Here is a 15430-nt window from a genome sequence, read left to right as displayed (position 1 = left end):
TCAATATGTCATTCGCTTATGCCATTTCAGCATAAGGATAACTCGCTTGACTCGCATCCCACCGCTACCTCCTCCCGGCGTCCGACTACATCGGCGGCTTGACGCCATCCTTTTCCACGACGACGCGAGCTGCGCTCCAGTCATCGCCGACATGCGTGGCCACAACAAACACTGCCAGACCCGGCTTGACGTCCTGCAGGACAGCCGGGACGATGGTCACGACAGGCACATTTTCAGGTACCGAAATCTTGATGGTCTTGCCCTGATAGACCATATCCAGATCGCGCCCGTTACTGCCCGAGACAACGGCGGACACAGTCGCATTGGTCATGCTGCTGCCCGGCAGCAGATCCCAGTCGTAGTGCCCTTCTCCACTGCCACGCGCTTCTTCAGGAAAAACCACAACTTCCAGCGCCTGGATACTGCCGTTGGCACCCGGCTTGCCGGCGGCGCCGATAAAGCTGCCTTGCTTGATCGCAGACATATCAAGCGACTTGACCGATGAGTAACGGGTGGTATCGCTCAAATGCAGCTTGAGGTTTTTGCCTTCCCGCGTCAGCACCTCGACGTCGGTGCCATTGACGGCAGCCACCGTCCCACGGATCCGGCTTGGCGCAGCATTCTGGGCTTGCGACAAGAGTGGCAAAGCCAGTAACGCGAACATGGACAAGGACAAGGACAACAGCCTGGAGCGACTCGACATGGCGATTCCTTCGGTGAACGAAAAAATCAGTCTAGCACCGGCCCGGAAATGCTGCAGGGGAGCTACTGCAAAGGAACAATTGCTATGGGCGCCGATTCGCCGGGAGAACAAACCGATCCCACATCCCATCTTGGCGCGAAAGCGAGCAATAGTGGCACGATCGCTTGGCGCCGGTCTTTTTTGTGCTTCGGGTAGTACGGCGATGAAATCCGGCGGACATAAAAAAAACAGCACCCGAATCAATCAGATGCTGCTTCTGGTCGCTTCAATGGTCAGACGACGGCAAACTCAGCCCAGCCGCCAGTTGGATCGGTGACGATAGCGCGACTTGACGATATGCATGTCGTCGTTGGCAGCTTGTTCCAGGGACGTACGGCGGAACACGTTTCTCCCCGCATTGGTCAGGTTGAAAGCACCGCCCAGATTGGGAACCCCCAAACCTTTGCTGATCACGCTTTGCACCACGCGACGCGGGATGATGCGGAAGTCCCCTTTGAAGACGCTATACATCCAGCGCAACTCTTCGCCGGTTAATTCGGGACTTTTATCGACAGTTTTCATGATTTCCTCACGGCAAGTAAGTCCATAGTAGCACAAACGGGAGAAAAGTGTAGATGCCGCAAATCCTTTACCAGCAAGGGATGCAAGACTTTCAACATGTTGTTTTCACATGTTTTCAGAGTAAATCCTGCGACGCCAAAAAGATGTCATTGGGTAATATTTTTTATTTACCGCAGTCCGGCAGCCGCCTTGGTCGCGACATATGCGGCGCCACGCTCTTCTGCCGTCAGCACCAACATATCCTGGAACACAAACCGCAGTACTTGCGTGACATTGAGAGCGGGATACATCAGTGCCTTTTCCTCCAGGAGACGCTCAGCCCGTTGCCGGTTGCCGTCGCAAACATCGAGGATGAACTGATATTGACGTTGCTCTGCGCTCTGCAAGCGGCGGCGGGAAGAGACAAATTTATGATACAGGCAGACAAGCCCGCAAGGGACTCCAAAAACCAGCAGAAAACTGTTCATGAGGGCCTCACGCAGGGATGAACGTTGAATGTTCAGCATTGTGAGTTTTTGCAGGCGCTCCGACCATGAGAAAACTCTCAAAGGCCTGGATGGATCCAGGCGTAAGTCGGCGCAGAAAGGGCATGTACGCCAGAGCCGCACAGTCTGCAGGCGGATTACCCGAAAAATTCGTGCAGCAGGAAGGCTTGCAAACCTACCGTATCCTGCACGCGCGCAGACAAAGTAACGATGCGACCCAGCCGCTGCGAGTCGAAGGTGAAGTCGCCTGTGACATTCTGGCGAATGACGGCAATCATACTGTCAACAATGGCTTTGTCGACGTCGCCATTCAAGCCGGCATCGACGGTAATTGTTCGTCGCGTTTTATTGCGAGCATCCCTTGTCCAGCCGAAAAACACATATTGGGCAATACGAGGCCCTTTACTGACGATTTCAAACATGCCGTTTTGTGGTCCGCTTGCTTTGCGTGCCTGAAAATCCACGTTTGCTTGCGCAATTTCATTGGCGGTCGGACCTCGCTCTGCAGCGCGCGCCTCGGCATTTTCACGAGTAGCGGAATCCTCAGCTGCACGGCGTCGTTCACGCGCAGCGTTGAGCATCGTGGACATATCCATTTCCGGCGGTGCCTGTGTAATGGCAGTGGGGGATGGCGGCAACGCTTCGCGCAGCGGCGCGGGGCTTGGGCTAGGTTTGGCGCGGGCAACCTGTTTCGGTTGCGGCGAGGATTTTTTGACCGGTCTGGTCTTTTCCGGTGGCGTCGGTTGTTTGGCGACTGCGGGAGGCGGTGTGCTGCGGACGAACGTTACCTCAAGCGGCTCATGGGGGGAGTTCGCCTGTACGTTGATTTTTTGCAGACTGGGCCGCAAAACAAAAAACAGCAATACGTGAACCAGTATCGAGAGGCTGACGCCGACGATCGTCCTGTTACGCGTACGTGTTCTGGGAGTTGAGTGAGATCGTTTCGTAAAAATCGTCATACCATGCAGCAACAACGGACAGCATCCAATTTTTAGCGCCCATCATACTCGATGCAGGATGCATCGGTCCTGAGTCGATCGTCAGCAATGCTACTGGCTTGAGGTAAAGAATGCAAACCGGCGTCCCTCTTCCCCATTACCATCACTTCGCCATCAGGCATGATTTATCTGCAGCGTTGATTATTTTAATGCCGCCAGCGACCACCGCCTCGCCAGCCGCCCCAATAGCCGCCGCCATAACCGTAATACACGCTGGCCGACGGCACCACATAGACCGGTCCCGGCGAGGCGTAATACGGATCGTAAGGTACCGCGACGCAGCCACTTAGCATCAACGCCGGAATGATCCACAATAAACGTTTCATAATGCCCTCACTGCCGGAATTATTCTTTTTACATGATCCTATTCCGGCGGCGTCTTTTCCAGTGCAATTACCTTTTGTTACCTTGCCCGTGATACTGATACATTGATAGCGCCCATGCGCTGCCGCTATCGTGCCGCCGGAAAGATGCTTATATAATCAGCGCTCCATAAAAATATTCAATCACCCGAGACATCCGATCCGTGCAAAGGCAAGCCCTGACGCCCGACGTTGGATCGCTGCCCGCCTCACCCACCGACAAGTACCCATGACTGCTGCTTCCGCCCCCGTTGTTGTCATCGCCCCCGATTCATTTAAAGGCTCCCTGAGCGCCGAGCAAGTCGCCAAAGCAATCGGCGCCGGCGTGCTGGCCGCAGCGCCGGACGCCGAGGTCCGCCTGTGTCCGATCGCCGATGGCGGCGAAGGCACGCTCGACGCTCTGCTCCACGCAGGGGGCGAAGTACACCGCCTGCAGGTACGCGGTGCGGCCGGCGCGATGCGCGAGGCGGCAACGGGCATCCTGAGCGATAAAAGCGCCGTGATTGAATCTGCAGAAATCGTCGGCCTGACCGATGCGACAGGTACCGCGGTCGCAGTGGAAGATCGCTCCACGCTGGGTATCGGCGATGCCTTGCTGGCGCTGCTGGATAGCGGCGCCCGGCGCTTTCTGATCGCATTGGGCGGCAGCAGTACCAATGACGGCGGCATCGGCATGCTGGCCGCGCTGGGCTTGAAACTGCTGGATGCAGAAGGCAAACCGCTTGATCCAGTGCCTTCGCAACTGGACAAACTGGCCCGCGTCGACGTCAGCGGCCTAGATCCGCGTCTGAAAGACATTCACATCGTCGCCATGTCCGACGTCGACAATCCCTTATGCGGCGACCATGGGGCGACCGCCATCTTCGGCCCGCAAAAAGGCGTCAAACCTGAACAAGTCAAACCGCTGGACACACTGCTCGGCCATTTTGCGGCGCTGTTCGAACAAGCCAGCGGCCGTAGCGAAGCCAACTCGCCCGGTGCGGGGGCTGCAGGCGGACTGGGTTATGCGTTGCTGATGCTGGGGGCGGAGTTTCAATCCGGAGCGCAAACCGTGGCCGACTATATCGGCCTGGACACCGCGCTGACAAACGCCGACTGGCTCATCACCGGCGAAGGCCGCAGCGACGTCCAGACCCTGCATGGCAAAGCACCCTTCATTGCCGCACAACGCGCGCGCCTGGCCGGCGTACCAACCTCGCTGTTGTCGGGCGGTATCGACCGTGCGTCATTGCCGCAATTGCAGACCAGTTTCTCGGGGTGTTTTTCGATCGTTTTTGGTCCAACGACCTTGAATGACGCTATCGATAACGCAGCAGCGCTGTTGAAAGACAGCGCCGAACAGATGACCAGATTGTGGCTGTCGGGCCGGGATCAGCACTGAAAGCCCACTTTTCCACAGGCAAAAGTTACCCACAAAAACTGGGGGTAACTTTGTGGATAAAGTTGAGGAGTTCTCGCTATCCTTTTGATTTAAAATAGATTTACCTGACTGACAAAAGTGGATGCATTGAGATGCTTCCACTGTGCTCCCACTTTTCCACGGTCAAAACCGGCGCCCAATCCTCTCAGGAAAGCCCGAATTCCTGCGCGATCAGCTCATAGGATCGCTTACGCGCTTCATGCTCATGAATGATCGTCACGATCATGACTTCGTCCGCGCCATACGCCGCAGCCAATGCTTCGATCTGTTCGCGGACTTTGGGCGGAGAGCCTACTACGGCGCGCCGGCCGGACGGCAAGGTCGACGGCGGCAGATTGTATTCTTCAAAAAACTTCAGTGCGGTATCCACCGAGGGAATCTTGTCCAGGCGCCGTCCGCTGTGCATGTGGATCAGACGCATGCCGTAGCTGGTCGCCAGCAAGCGGGCCTCTTCGTCCGTGTCGGCGCAGATGACTTGCAAGGCCACGCCCTGCCTCGGGGACGGGCAACGCAGCGAGGGCACAAAGTCGCGCCGGTAACGTTCCGCCACCGGTTCGCCCGCGGCGTGAATGAAGTCCGCAAACATATAAGGCAAACCCATCTCGGCGGCCCAGATCCCGCTTTGCGCGGAAGAGCCCAACATCCATGGCTGTATCAGTTCCGGGCTGCCCGGCAAAGACGACAGCCGCGCAAACGGATGATCATCCGGCAGCTCGTCCCACAGATAGCCAAGCAGTTCATTGAGTTGCTCCGGGAAATCGTCCTGCGCACGCTGGCGCCGGTCACGCTGCAGCGCTGAGGCCGTCAGCGAGTCGCTGCCCGGCGCCCGTCCCAGCCCCAGATCAATACGTCCGGGATACAAGCCGCTGAGCATGCTGAACGACTCCGCAACTTTCAACGGGCTGTAATGCGGCAACATGACGCCGCCGCTGCCAAGCCGCAAGCGCGAGGTCGCTGCCGCAATCGGGCCGATCAGCACTTCGGGGCTGGCGCACGCCAATGAAGTGGTGCCGTGATGCTCCGCCACCCAATAACGGTAATAGCCGAGACGATCCGCCAGCGTCGCCAGATCGATGGCGTTTTTCAGTGCCTGCGCACTGGACATCCCCTCTGATACCGGTGCCTGATCGAGGACGCTGATCTGCAACGAATCTGAAGAAGAACGGGCTGAATTGTTGGTGGAAACGGACATAGTGATAGAGAGCAGCGATTAATCCGGCAAGGATAGACGAATTCGCTCAAACCGTTTTTTTCGCGGCCGATTTTGCGCCGGTGCCGCCACAGCGGGCCAACGGGCGCTTCAGGCGGCGTAATGTTCGTGCAACATTGAATTGATATCGTGCAATTTATATGCTTAACTGGCTGCACCACGAATGCTTAAGCGTTTCTCCGGCATAGTTCGGCGAACTAACATGCATAGCTGGGATCCATCGGCAGATAAATAAAAACAGGTAAATTTCCCAAGCGGAAACATTTGCAGATAGGATGACTCAAACTGTAAAGATTTGTAGTGTCATTAGAATTACTTCAAAACGTACGCATTTTCGATTAAGATGCACGGCTTAAGTTGTCATATTTACAAAACTTTGCCTCACTGATTCACGTTTGTTGCTCCGCCAACATCCCGCACAACGCAAATCGCAAAACGTTTTGTAATCAGTCCTGGGAGTCAAGTTTGCGCCGATTAGTCCTTTCTCTTTTTGCTGTTGTTTCTATCCTGACGGGCATCTCCGCATTGGCGCAGGTGCCGACGGATCCTACCAAAACCGGTGAGCTGATGTCCGCTCCGCCGGGCACGCTGTCCACGCTGGCGCTTCCCTCTTCCGCAGTGACCAATACCCGTGTCGGGTCCGGCGACGTGTTACGCGTGACCGTGTTCGGCCAACCGGATTTGTCCGCAGAAGTCGGCGTCAACGACAAAGGTATATTGACCCTGCCGCTGATCGGCGGCGTCGACGTCACCGGCCTGACGACAAGCGAAATTTCGGCACGCGTGGCCGACGCGCTGCGCAAGGGTCAATACCTGCGCAATCCGGAAGTGTCCGTAGAAGTAGTCCAGTTGCGCAGCCAGATGGTGTCCGTACTTGGCGAAGTCAGCCGCCCGGGCCGCTATCCGATTCCCGGCCATCTGAGCGTGCTGGAGCTGCTGGCAACCGCCGGCGGCCTCACTACCCAGGCTGATCAGACCGTCACGCTGCTGCGACGCAAAACCGATGGCGGCACCGAGAATGATGTCCGCATCCCCATCCTGCTGGGTGAAACCAAGGCCACCGAGCGCAGCCCGCTTGATGTCGAGCTCAACAGCGGCGACGTGGTCTACGTCAACAAGAAGAAGCTCTTTTACATCCACGGCGAAGTCAATCGCCCCGGCTCCTATCCGATGGAACAGGACATGAATGTGATGCGCGCCATTTCCCTCGGCGGCGGCATGACGCAGCGCGCGTCGCAGCGCCGCATTTATATCAATAGGGAAATGCCTGACAAGGCCGTGGAAGAAATCAAGGCAAAATTGACGGACCCTGTCTTGCCTGGCGACGTCGTGTACGTCAATGAAAGTCTATTCTGAACAAACATCAAGGTTATAACGTGAATCTGCAGGCTCCCGAAACCGGTTTATCGTCCAAGCAGCTGGCGTCGATGATTGCGGCGCGGCGCAGCACCATATTCAAGACCCTGTTGGCGACAATGGCGGTCACGATCATCGTGACCCTATTGCTGCCGAAGACCTATACCGCCTCGTCCGACGTCTTCCTCGACTACAAGGGTAACGATCCGATCAACGGACGCTTGTTTTCGCCGATGATGGACGAGAGCTACATGCAGACCCAGCTCGACATGATCAAGAGCCAGGCGGTCGCAGAAAAAGTCATCGATACGCTCGACCTGGAACGCACTGCGGCCTATCACGAAGCCGTTGAACGCAGCGGCGAGGCGCGTGCCCACTCGCAGCTGGTCAAACGCATCAACGACAATACGATGGTGGTCACACGCCGCTCCAGCCGCGTGATCGAAGTCGAATACGCCGCCGGCACCGCCGAACAGTCGCGTGATCTGGCTAACGCCGTGGTACGGGCTTATATCGAACTGAACCAGCAGATTTCCTCCGCCTCCGCGCGTGCGCGCCGCGAGCAGTACAACGCGCAGCTCGAGCATCTGCGCAAGGAAGCCGACTCCATTCAGCAAAAGCTGACCCAGTACCAGCAAGAAGTCGGCATCCTCGATCCGAACGAACGCAACGACCTGCAATCGCGCCAGCTGGGCGACCTGATGACCTCGCTGATCGCTGTACAGAACCAGCAGCAGGAAGCGCAAGCCCGCAAGAGCGCCACCGACAGCCTGGTGCGCGGCGGCATGCGTATCGACGAATTGCCGGAAGTTGCCCAGCGTCCCAATATCAATGATCTGAAATCCAAGCTCAGCGACGTCAACAAGCGTCTGGCCGATGTCCAGGATGTGCTTGGCCCGCGCCATCCGAAAACGCTGGCGCTGCTCAGCGAGCGTGACGATATCTCGACACGCATCGCCCGCGAAGCACGCAGCTCGCTGGATGCGCAGCAAATCGACGCACGCCGCCTGGCCATGCAAGAACAGGCGCTGCAAAAGGAAGTCGATACCCAGCGCGCCAAACTGCTTGAGCAAAAACAGCATCGCGACACCATCACGTCTTATCAACGTCAGCTCGACAGCGTCGAACGCGTCTACAACACCGCGTTGGCAAAGTACGATGAAATCCTCATGGCGAGCAACATCAACACCTTCGACCTGACGGTCCTGCGCGTAGCGGAAACACCGAGCACACACTCCAAGCCCTTGCTGATGCAGAACATCGCCGCCAGCATCCTGGTAGGCCTGGCGCTCGGTTTCTGCCTCGCCCTGCTGTATGAACTGAGCCAACGCCGCGTGCGTTGCGAAGACGATCTGGTGCGCGGCATCCACCTCCCGTTAATCGGCAACATCGGTATCCGCTAAGACTGCAATGACCATGGCAACAGAAACTACATCGACCAGCGCGGCAACTGCCGACAAGATGGGCTCCCGCTTCGTGGAGGCGGGCCTGCTGACCGAGGCGCAGGTCGCGCGCGTCGTCGAACTGCAAAACTCGGCCAACATACGCTTCGGCGAAGCCGCCGTGCGTCTCGGACTGCTGACCGAACAAAACGTGCAGGCGGTACTATCCGAACAGTTCAACTATGCGACTGCGCTGGTATCGACCGAGGGTCTGGACAAGTCGCTGGACATCGCGCTGGCGCCGTTCGGCATGGAAGCCGAGGCGATCCGCCAGATCCGCGCCGAGCTGTCGATCCGCCTGAGCGATCAGGAAAAGATTTCTCTGGCCATCGTCAGCACCGCCGAAGGCGAAGGCAAGTCCTATCTTGCCGCCAGCCTGGCCCTGGCGTTCTCGCAAATGGGCAAGCGTACGCTGCTGATCGATGCGGACATGCGCTCGCCCAAACAACATCTCTTGTTCGGGGTGGAAAACAAGACCGGCTTGTCGACCATGCTGGCCGGCCGTACCGAGATTTCCGCAGGCGGTCTGGCTGAGGGCTTCCCGCATTTGCATATTCTCAACGCCGGACCGAAACCGCCCAATCCGCTGGAAATCCTGCTGCAACCGGCGCTGAGCAACCTGATGCTGCAACTGGCCAACGACTTCGATGTCTTCATCGTCGACACGCCGGCTGCGCAGACATCATCTGATGCGCAGACCATTTCGCAGCAAGTCGGCATGTGTCTGCTGGTGGCGCGACAGCACTATTCCCGCCTGGATGACCTGCGTCAGACACAAGCGCAAATGAAGACCGCAGGGGCGCAAATCATCGGCACGGTCTACAACCAGTTCGCCGAAGAAGACACGTTCGACCAGCTCGAAGGCAAGGGCAAGAAACTATGGCACCGTCTGCGCAAATGGCTGAGCAGCCCTCTCAACAGGTAGGTGGCGTCAGCAGCCGGAAGCTGCTCACGCACTCACTGGCGTCGCTGCTCGACCAGGCCCTGCTGAGCGGCCTGAACTTTGCGCTGGGTCTGGTGCTGATCCGTCTGGCCACCAAAGAGTCCTATGGCGTTTATTCTCAGATGTACGTCGCCGGCATCTTTGCCTCCACCGTGATCGAAGCGTTGATCACCGGTCCGCTGACCACCATCGCCCCCGGCAAAACAGTCGCTGAACGCGCACGCCTGACGACGCTGCTGCTACGTTTTCAATGGCAGCTCAGTATCGGCCTGGCGGTCCTGTTCGGCGTCGGCAGCGCCGTGATCGCCGCCCTCACCAAAATCGATTCGCATCCGGTCTGGCTGGGCGTCGCCTTTGCCATCTACATCCTCGCCAACGCCCAGCGTGAATACCATCGCAGCATCAGCTTCATCGAAGCCCGCCCTCGCCGCGTACTGCATACCGATGTCTCCTATGCGCTCGGCGTGCTGGTCGGCGTCGGCATCCTGCTGCTGGTCGGCTATCTGACCGTGCCTGCAATCCTGCTGGTGCTTGGTCTGGCGAACATTGCCGGCATGTGGCGCAGCACCGACCACGGGCTTGCCTCGCCTGCCTCTCCACAGCCGGAGGACAAGACCGAATACCGCGCCGCCGTCGGCGAAGTCATGCAACGCGGACGCTGGGCCTTACCCGGCGCACTGGTGGCTTGGGCTACCAACTACAGCTATCTGTATCTGGCCGCGGCCGTACTCGGCGTCGCCGCATCGGCGGATCTGAACGCCTCGCGCCTGCTGCTGATGCCTATCTCGCTGTCGGTGCTGGCCTGGTCGCGTGTGGCGCGCCCCATGGTCAGCCGCCTGTTTGCGGCGCGCGACTGGAAGCATCTCGACCGCCTGGCCTGGGCTTCGGTCGCCGGCATCGAAATCGTCACCATCGTCTACGTCATCGCCCTGTGGCTGGCTTTGCCCTGGCTGCAGGCGCATGTGCTGGGAGCCAAATATCACGGGCTGGAGCCGATGGTGCTGGCCTGGGGCGGCTACTTTGCCATCAATGCGGCGCGCTGGATCGGCTCGTCCTGGCTGACCAGCAATGACCAGTACAAGCTGCTGCTGTTGAGCGGCATCGCCTGCCTGGTCATCATGCTGATTTCCGCGGCCGTATTCATTCCGCTGTATGGCACCTGGGGTGCCATCCTGTCTCTGATCATCGTGGAAGTGTTCGACCTGTTGCTGATCTGGGCGTTTTTTCTGCCTATGCTAAGGCGCAAACAGACATGACGGCGCCCATCGATATCAGCATCTGCATCTGCACCTTCCGCCGTCCCGAACTGCTGGACCAGTTGCTCGCTGCGCTGACAGAACAATCCTGCGACGCCTTGCGCATCGAAGTAGTCGTGGTGGATAACGACCCGGCCGGCTCTGCGGCATCCGTCTTGCGCGATTGGCAGGCGCACTTTCCCATGCCACTGCACGCCCGGCATGAAAGCACGCCCAACATCGCCAAAGCGCGCAACGCTGCCGTACATACCGCCCAGGGCGAGTGGGTACTGTTCATCGATGACGACGAAGCGCCGGATCCGGACTGGATCCGCCACATGGTCGCCACGCAGCGCCAGTACGATGCCGATGCGGTGTTTGCCCCCGTGCTGCCGCGCTACCGCGACGACACGCCGACGTGGATACGCAACGGCGACTTCTTCAATCGCCGCCGCTTCGCCACCGGCACCGTCATCACAACCAAAGACGCCCGTACCGGCAACGTGCTTATCCGGCGCAGCAAGCTGATGGCGGTTCCAGGTCCGTTTGACGCCGCCTTTGGCCGCACCGGCGCAGAAGACACCATGCTGTTTCGCGACATGCTGACGCACGGCGCCAAGTTCGTCTGGTGCGACGAAGCGACCGTCAGTGAAGAAGTCCCGGCCCAGCGTGCCAACCTGAACTGGCTGCTGCGCCGTTCGTACCGGCTCGGGCAAACTTACGTCTTGTCGGAAATCGCCCGTCTGCACGGCATACAGCGCTTCCTGCGCGCAGCCCAGCTCGGCGTGCGCGCGGTGCTGCAATTGCTGATTGCCGCCGGCGTGACGCTGGCGGCGTTTCCTTTTTCCCGCATCATGTCGATCCGCTGGCTGCGCACCACGCTGGCACAGTGCGGCAAATTAAGCGCCCTCGCGGGCCATCGCTATCATGAATACGGCAACTGACCAATTGGACGCAGCGCGACCGGCCCAGGAACAATCAGCGCCGGTCGCGAGCAAGATCGATCCGTTTCTCGTGCGCCTGCTGATCGTCATGAGCATGACGTTCTCACTGCTGCCGCCCGGCTTCAACTGGGGCAATACCGACCCGCAAGGCAGCTATGCGGAAGGCTCGCTGATCTTCCAGATGGAGTTCGGTTCGGTGTTCCTGATCGGCGCCTGGCTGGCCTGGCGCAACCGCGGCTGGAGTCTGCGCCACGTAGTGCATCTGAACCCGCTGCTGATCGGCATCATCCTGTATTGTCTGATCACCATCCTGTGGTCGCCCTACCCGGTCGTCACGCTCAAGCGCAGCATCCAGCTGATCGGCCTGACGCTGGTCGGCATCGCGATCTCACCGCCGATTGGCGGCAAGCAGCAGCTGATCCGCACCATGCTCGGCACGCTGATGACGCTGATGGCATTTTCATTTGTGGTGTCGCTGGTGATGCCGCGCATCGGTGTGGACTATGAACTGGGCGGCGCCTGGCGCGGCATCCTGACACAGAAAAATACGCTGGGCGCGATCTCCGGCCTGTGCGTAGTGCTGTGGATCAAGGAGAGCCTGGGCACGACTTTCCCGCGCTCGATCTGCTATTTCGGCATCTTGTTCAGCCTGTTCATGCTGGTGATGGCCAAGAGCAGCACGGCGATTCTGGTGGCGACGCTGGGTACCGGGATTTATCTGCTGATCCGCCGCCGCTATCTGACCGGCGAATTCGACGGCCGCAAGCTGACGATCAGCCTGGCGGTCATCATCCTGCTCGGCTTCCACATCTTCTACGTCATCAACGGACGCCTGCCTGAATGGAACGAGCTGTTCGCCCCCTTCGGCGCCTTGTTCAACAAGAGCACCGACCTCACCGGCCGTACCGACATCTGGCGTCTGGTGCTGCTGGAAGTGCAGCGCCATCCGGTGTTCGGCATTGGCTACGGCGCTTTCTGGCTGGGTGAAGGCAGCCCGTCGCAAATGATCATTAACGCGTTGCACTGGATTCCGCTGCAAGCGCACAACGGCTACCTCGACATCCTCAACGAGCTCGGCATCGTCGGTCTGGTGATCATGGCCGGCGTGTTCGTCTTCCACATCCGCAATCTGGTCAAGCTCACGCGCATCGATCGCGAAGAAGCGGCCATCCACTGGGCGATGCTGATTCTGATCCTGATCAGTAACTTGTCCGAGAGTGAAGTGTTTCGCGGCGTGCTGTTCCAGAACATTTTCTTCATCTATTCGTCAACCGCGATTTCTGCACGCCTGACCTTGCATCGCATGGAACAGGTGGAAATGGCAAAGCAAGCCGAACAGGAGCAACCTTCCGACAGCGCCCTGCGGAGAATCGGATCATGAGCAAGCCCCTGCACCTGCGCGCACTGATGCTGGCCGCCGGCTGCCTGGCGCTGTCTGCGCTTCCGCTGCCGGCAAGCGCGCAGGCAGGGCAGACAACACCCGCAGCCTTCACCATCGGCGACAACGGAATCGCGTATTTCAATTTCGCCATCGACGAAGACAAGCTGGCCGGCGCGCCAGATCGCTCCGCCATGAATCAGCCGCTGGACGGCGGGTCGCGCATCTTTGTGCGCAACGGCCACTTTTACCGCATCGGGGCCGATAATCGCCCCAACACGGCCGATGACACGCGCGTGCGTCTGTACGGCATCAACCTGAGCTTTGCCACCAATTTCCCTACTGACGCCGACGCGGTGCGGCTGGCGCAACGCCTGCGCAAGCTGGGCATCAACGCCGTGCGCCTGCATCACATGGACAGCAGTCCCGGCACCCAGGACAACCCGCCACGTAGCCTGCTCACACCCGGCCCGTATCCGACCTTCAATCCGGTGGCAGTCAGCCGTCTGCGCAACTTCATCAATGCGTTAAAGCAGCAAGGCATTTACGTCGACCTCAACCTGCACGTCGGCTATCGCTTCCGCCCCGCGATCGATCAATTACCGCCGCTGGACGGCAATTCTGAAGCCACGCCACTGGGCGCCCCCATCCACGTCTATTACCCGCGCATGGTCGCGCTTCAGGAAGAGTACGCACGCCAGTTGATCCGCGCACTCGGCTTGCGCAACAACCCTGCGCTGGCGATGGTGGAAATCAACAATGAGTCGTCGCTGCTGGCCGCCTGGCAACGCCGCGAATGGAGCGATGCAGTTCCCAAGGCCTACGAAGCAGAACTGCGCAGGCAATGGCAGGAGTGGCTGATCAAACGCTATGGCTCTACCGCCAAAGCCTGCGCGGCATGGAATACCTGTGTGTCGCCCAATTCGCCGGTGCCGTTGCTGACGCCGACCGATGCCTCGCAAGTCGGCCAATGGCGCGATCGTCTCGACGGCAAACTCAAGTCGCTGACCGAAAAGGTGCTGGGCCCTGCCGATCCAGGCACGCCCAATACCTCCGGCGAAGCCCTGCGCATCCGCGATTTCCTGCTCTTCCTCGCGGATACCGACCGCGCCTACTTCAATCGCCTGCGCCAGGTCGTGCAGAGCGAGACCGACGCGCTGGTACCGGTGACGGGAACCCAGATGGGTTATGGCGGCGTGCTCAACTTCGATTCACAGGCGCAGATGGATTACATCGATGAGCACTTTTACATCGATCACCCCGACTTTCCCGGCCCGGCCTGGGATCGCAACGACTGGCGCATTCACAATAGTTCCGCCAGCGATGGCGAACTGAACCGTCTGCTGGCGTTATCCTTGCGCCGCGATATCCGCAAGCCCTTCGTCGTGAGTGAATACAACCAGCCCTTCCCCAACAAGCAAGGCAGCGAGATCCAGCCGCTCATGGCAGCCATCGGCGCGGCGCAGGATTGGGATGGATTGTTCTTCTTTGACTACCTCGACGGCGACAACTGGGCCCCCACACCGTCCGCCTTCACCTTGAGCGGCGACTGGGGCAAATATGCCGCCACCGGACAAAGCGCCATGCTGTTCCGCAACGGACTGGTCGGAACGCTGCCGAAGCAGACGGCAATTCCTTTCGGGGCAGAAGCGCGTGCAGCAGTCGCAGCGGTGCGTGAGCAGAGCGCCTTCGAAACGCATCTGTCCGTACGTTACGGCGTCACGCCGGAGCTGGCAACGCAAGCGCGGCTGGGCATGGATCTGACCGGCACCGGCAAACTCGACAAGCAAACGCCACCGGCGACTGCACCGCTGCGCGCCGCCAACAACGAATTCCAATTTGAAGCGCAACAGCGCACCATCCAGCTGCGTACGCCGCAGGCACGCGGCTTCTTCGGCTTCCTGATGAAACGCCGCGTCGGGGACGACAATGCCGCCATCGAATTGCTCGGCAAGAGCCGCGGCTTTACCGGCGTACTGCTGACGGCGCTGGACAACCGCCCGCTCGTGTCATCGCGGCAAATCCTGATCTCGGCAGCGAGCGCCGTCACCGGCAACCAGCCCGGCTCCATGCCGCCGCGCCCGAAGGAACTGATCCGCTACAGGAGCGACGCCAAATGGTGGACGCTGGAGCAGGACGCGGGCATGAACAACAAACCCTCCGGTCCACGCGATGTCGAAGGACCGGTCTGGATGGAGCGCAATGAGGCGCGTATCAGCCTGCGCACGCAAGCCAGACGCATCAGCGTCTATCCACTGGACGGCAGCGGCAAGCGCCTGGCCGCGCTTGATGGCAGCCGCGCCAGTCTGAACAACGGTATCGCCACCATCCATATCCAGGCAGATATTGCCCAGGCCAGCCCCTGGTACGAGGTCATTGCCGATGAATAAAAC

The 15430-nt window shown here is 59.3% G+C and carries 14 protein-coding genes; 8 read left to right on the top strand and 6 right to left on the bottom strand.

Annotated features, from left to right (window positions below):
* Positions 1-85: 85 nt before the first annotated feature.
* The 5 genes from AC1RN6_RS09920 to AC1RN6_RS09900 form a co-directional block, all read right to left on the bottom strand.
* Positions 86-703, bottom strand: a complete 618-nt coding sequence (locus tag AC1RN6_RS09920) for a hypothetical protein (RefSeq protein WP_493005007.1) — start codon at positions 701-703, stop codon at positions 86-88.
* Between the two features lie 288 nt (positions 704-991).
* Positions 992-1264 (bottom strand): hypothetical protein, encoded by a 273-nt coding sequence (locus AC1RN6_RS09915; protein WP_493005005.1) that lies wholly within the window; start codon positions 1262-1264, stop codon positions 992-994.
* 167 nt (positions 1265-1431) lie between these two features.
* Entirely contained in the window at positions 1432-1731 is a 300-nt protein-coding gene (locus AC1RN6_RS09910) for a hypothetical protein (protein WP_493005004.1), read from the bottom strand.
* Positions 1732-1886: 155 nt separating this feature from the next.
* Entirely contained in the window at positions 1887-2708 is an 822-nt protein-coding gene (locus AC1RN6_RS09905) for a hypothetical protein (protein WP_493005003.1), read from the bottom strand.
* A 185-nt stretch (positions 2709-2893) separates the two neighbouring features.
* Positions 2894-3073, bottom strand: coding sequence for a hypothetical protein (locus AC1RN6_RS09900; RefSeq protein WP_493005002.1), 180 nt, complete (start codon positions 3071-3073; stop codon positions 2894-2896).
* A 265-nt stretch (positions 3074-3338) separates the two neighbouring features.
* Here AC1RN6_RS09900 and AC1RN6_RS09895 point away from each other — a divergent pair, with 265 nt between their 5' ends.
* Positions 3339-4490, top strand: coding sequence for a glycerate kinase (locus tag AC1RN6_RS09895; RefSeq protein ID WP_493005001.1), 1152 nt, complete (start codon positions 3339-3341; stop codon positions 4488-4490).
* Positions 4491-4674: 184 nt separating this feature from the next.
* Here AC1RN6_RS09895 and AC1RN6_RS09890 read toward each other — a convergent pair whose 3' ends face one another.
* Positions 4675-5721, bottom strand: coding sequence for an LLM class flavin-dependent oxidoreductase (locus AC1RN6_RS09890; RefSeq protein WP_493005000.1), 1047 nt, complete (start codon positions 5719-5721; stop codon positions 4675-4677).
* Between the two features lie 585 nt (positions 5722-6306).
* Between AC1RN6_RS09890 and AC1RN6_RS09885 the strand changes: the two genes are divergently transcribed.
* From AC1RN6_RS09885 to AC1RN6_RS09855, 7 genes are read left to right on the top strand one after another with little or no spacing between them, the layout of a single operon-like run.
* Positions 6307-7095 (top strand): SLBB domain-containing protein, encoded by a 789-nt coding sequence (locus AC1RN6_RS09885; RefSeq protein WP_493004999.1) that lies wholly within the window; start codon positions 6307-6309, stop codon positions 7093-7095.
* Positions 7096-7115: 20 nt separating this feature from the next.
* Positions 7116-8498 carry a Wzz/FepE/Etk N-terminal domain-containing protein gene (locus tag AC1RN6_RS09880; RefSeq protein WP_493004997.1) on the top strand — a complete coding sequence of 461 codons (1383 nt, stop codon included), beginning with the start codon at positions 7116-7118 and terminating at the stop codon, positions 8496-8498.
* 13 nt (positions 8499-8511) lie between these two features.
* The gene (locus AC1RN6_RS09875) at positions 8512-9462 is read left to right on the top strand and encodes a polysaccharide biosynthesis tyrosine autokinase (protein WP_493004995.1); all 951 of its coding nucleotides are present in this window, start codon (positions 8512-8514) and stop codon (positions 9460-9462) included.
* Positions 9417-10736: a lipopolysaccharide biosynthesis protein gene (locus AC1RN6_RS09870; protein ID WP_493004993.1), complete on the top strand. Its 1320-nt coding sequence runs from the start codon at positions 9417-9419 to the stop codon at positions 10734-10736. The genes AC1RN6_RS09875 and AC1RN6_RS09870 overlap by 46 nt, the downstream gene beginning before the upstream one ends.
* The gene (locus AC1RN6_RS09865) at positions 10733-11659 is read left to right on the top strand and encodes a glycosyltransferase family 2 protein (RefSeq protein ID WP_493004991.1); all 927 of its coding nucleotides are present in this window, start codon (positions 10733-10735) and stop codon (positions 11657-11659) included. The genes AC1RN6_RS09870 and AC1RN6_RS09865 overlap by 4 nt, the downstream gene beginning before the upstream one ends.
* Entirely contained in the window at positions 11643-13040 is a 1398-nt protein-coding gene (locus AC1RN6_RS09860; protein ID WP_493004990.1) for an O-antigen ligase family protein, read from the top strand. The genes AC1RN6_RS09865 and AC1RN6_RS09860 overlap by 17 nt, the downstream gene beginning before the upstream one ends.
* On the top strand, positions 13037-15427 hold the full coding sequence (locus AC1RN6_RS09855; RefSeq protein WP_493004989.1) for a capsular biosynthesis protein: 2391 nt from the start codon (positions 13037-13039) through the stop codon (positions 15425-15427). The genes AC1RN6_RS09860 and AC1RN6_RS09855 overlap by 4 nt, the downstream gene beginning before the upstream one ends.
* Positions 15428-15430 lie beyond the last annotated feature (3 nt).

The organism is Herbaspirillum sp. GW822-FHT03A08, from assembly GCF_058801885.1.
This window is presented reverse-complemented; position numbering and strand designations above follow the sequence as displayed.

What these genes read in the sequence shown, in the direction of transcription:
- AC1RN6_RS09920 (WP_493005007.1), bottom strand. Translation starts at nt 703, where the DNA reads ATGTCGAGTCGCTCCAGGCTGTTGTCCTTGTCCTTGTCCATGTTCGCG.
- AC1RN6_RS09915 (WP_493005005.1), bottom strand. Translation starts at nt 1,264, where the DNA reads ATGAAAACTGTCGATAAAAGTCCCGAATTAACCGGCGAAGAGTTGCGC.
- AC1RN6_RS09910 (WP_493005004.1), bottom strand. Translation starts at nt 1,731, where the DNA reads ATGAACAGTTTTCTGCTGGTTTTTGGAGTCCCTTGCGGGCTTGTCTGC.
- AC1RN6_RS09905 (WP_493005003.1), bottom strand. Translation starts at nt 2,708, where the DNA reads ATGACGATTTTTACGAAACGATCTCACTCAACTCCCAGAACACGTACG.
- AC1RN6_RS09900 (WP_493005002.1), bottom strand. Translation starts at nt 3,073, where the DNA reads ATGAAACGTTTATTGTGGATCATTCCGGCGTTGATGCTAAGTGGCTGC.
- AC1RN6_RS09895 (WP_493005001.1), top strand. Translation starts at nt 3,339, where the DNA reads ATGACTGCTGCTTCCGCCCCCGTTGTTGTCATCGCCCCCGATTCATTT.
- AC1RN6_RS09890 (WP_493005000.1), bottom strand. Translation starts at nt 5,721, where the DNA reads ATGTCCGTTTCCACCAACAATTCAGCCCGTTCTTCTTCAGATTCGTTG.
- AC1RN6_RS09885 (WP_493004999.1), top strand. Translation starts at nt 6,307, where the DNA reads ATGTCCGCTCCGCCGGGCACGCTGTCCACGCTGGCGCTTCCCTCTTCC.
- AC1RN6_RS09875 (WP_493004995.1), top strand. Translation starts at nt 8,512, where the DNA reads ATGGCAACAGAAACTACATCGACCAGCGCGGCAACTGCCGACAAGATG.
- AC1RN6_RS09870 (WP_493004993.1), top strand. Translation starts at nt 9,417, where the DNA reads ATGGCACCGTCTGCGCAAATGGCTGAGCAGCCCTCTCAACAGGTAGGT.
- AC1RN6_RS09865 (WP_493004991.1), top strand. Translation starts at nt 10,733, where the DNA reads ATGACGGCGCCCATCGATATCAGCATCTGCATCTGCACCTTCCGCCGT.
- AC1RN6_RS09860 (WP_493004990.1), top strand. Translation starts at nt 11,643, where the DNA reads ATGAATACGGCAACTGACCAATTGGACGCAGCGCGACCGGCCCAGGAA.
- AC1RN6_RS09855 (WP_493004989.1), top strand. Translation starts at nt 13,037, where the DNA reads ATGAGCAAGCCCCTGCACCTGCGCGCACTGATGCTGGCCGCCGGCTGC.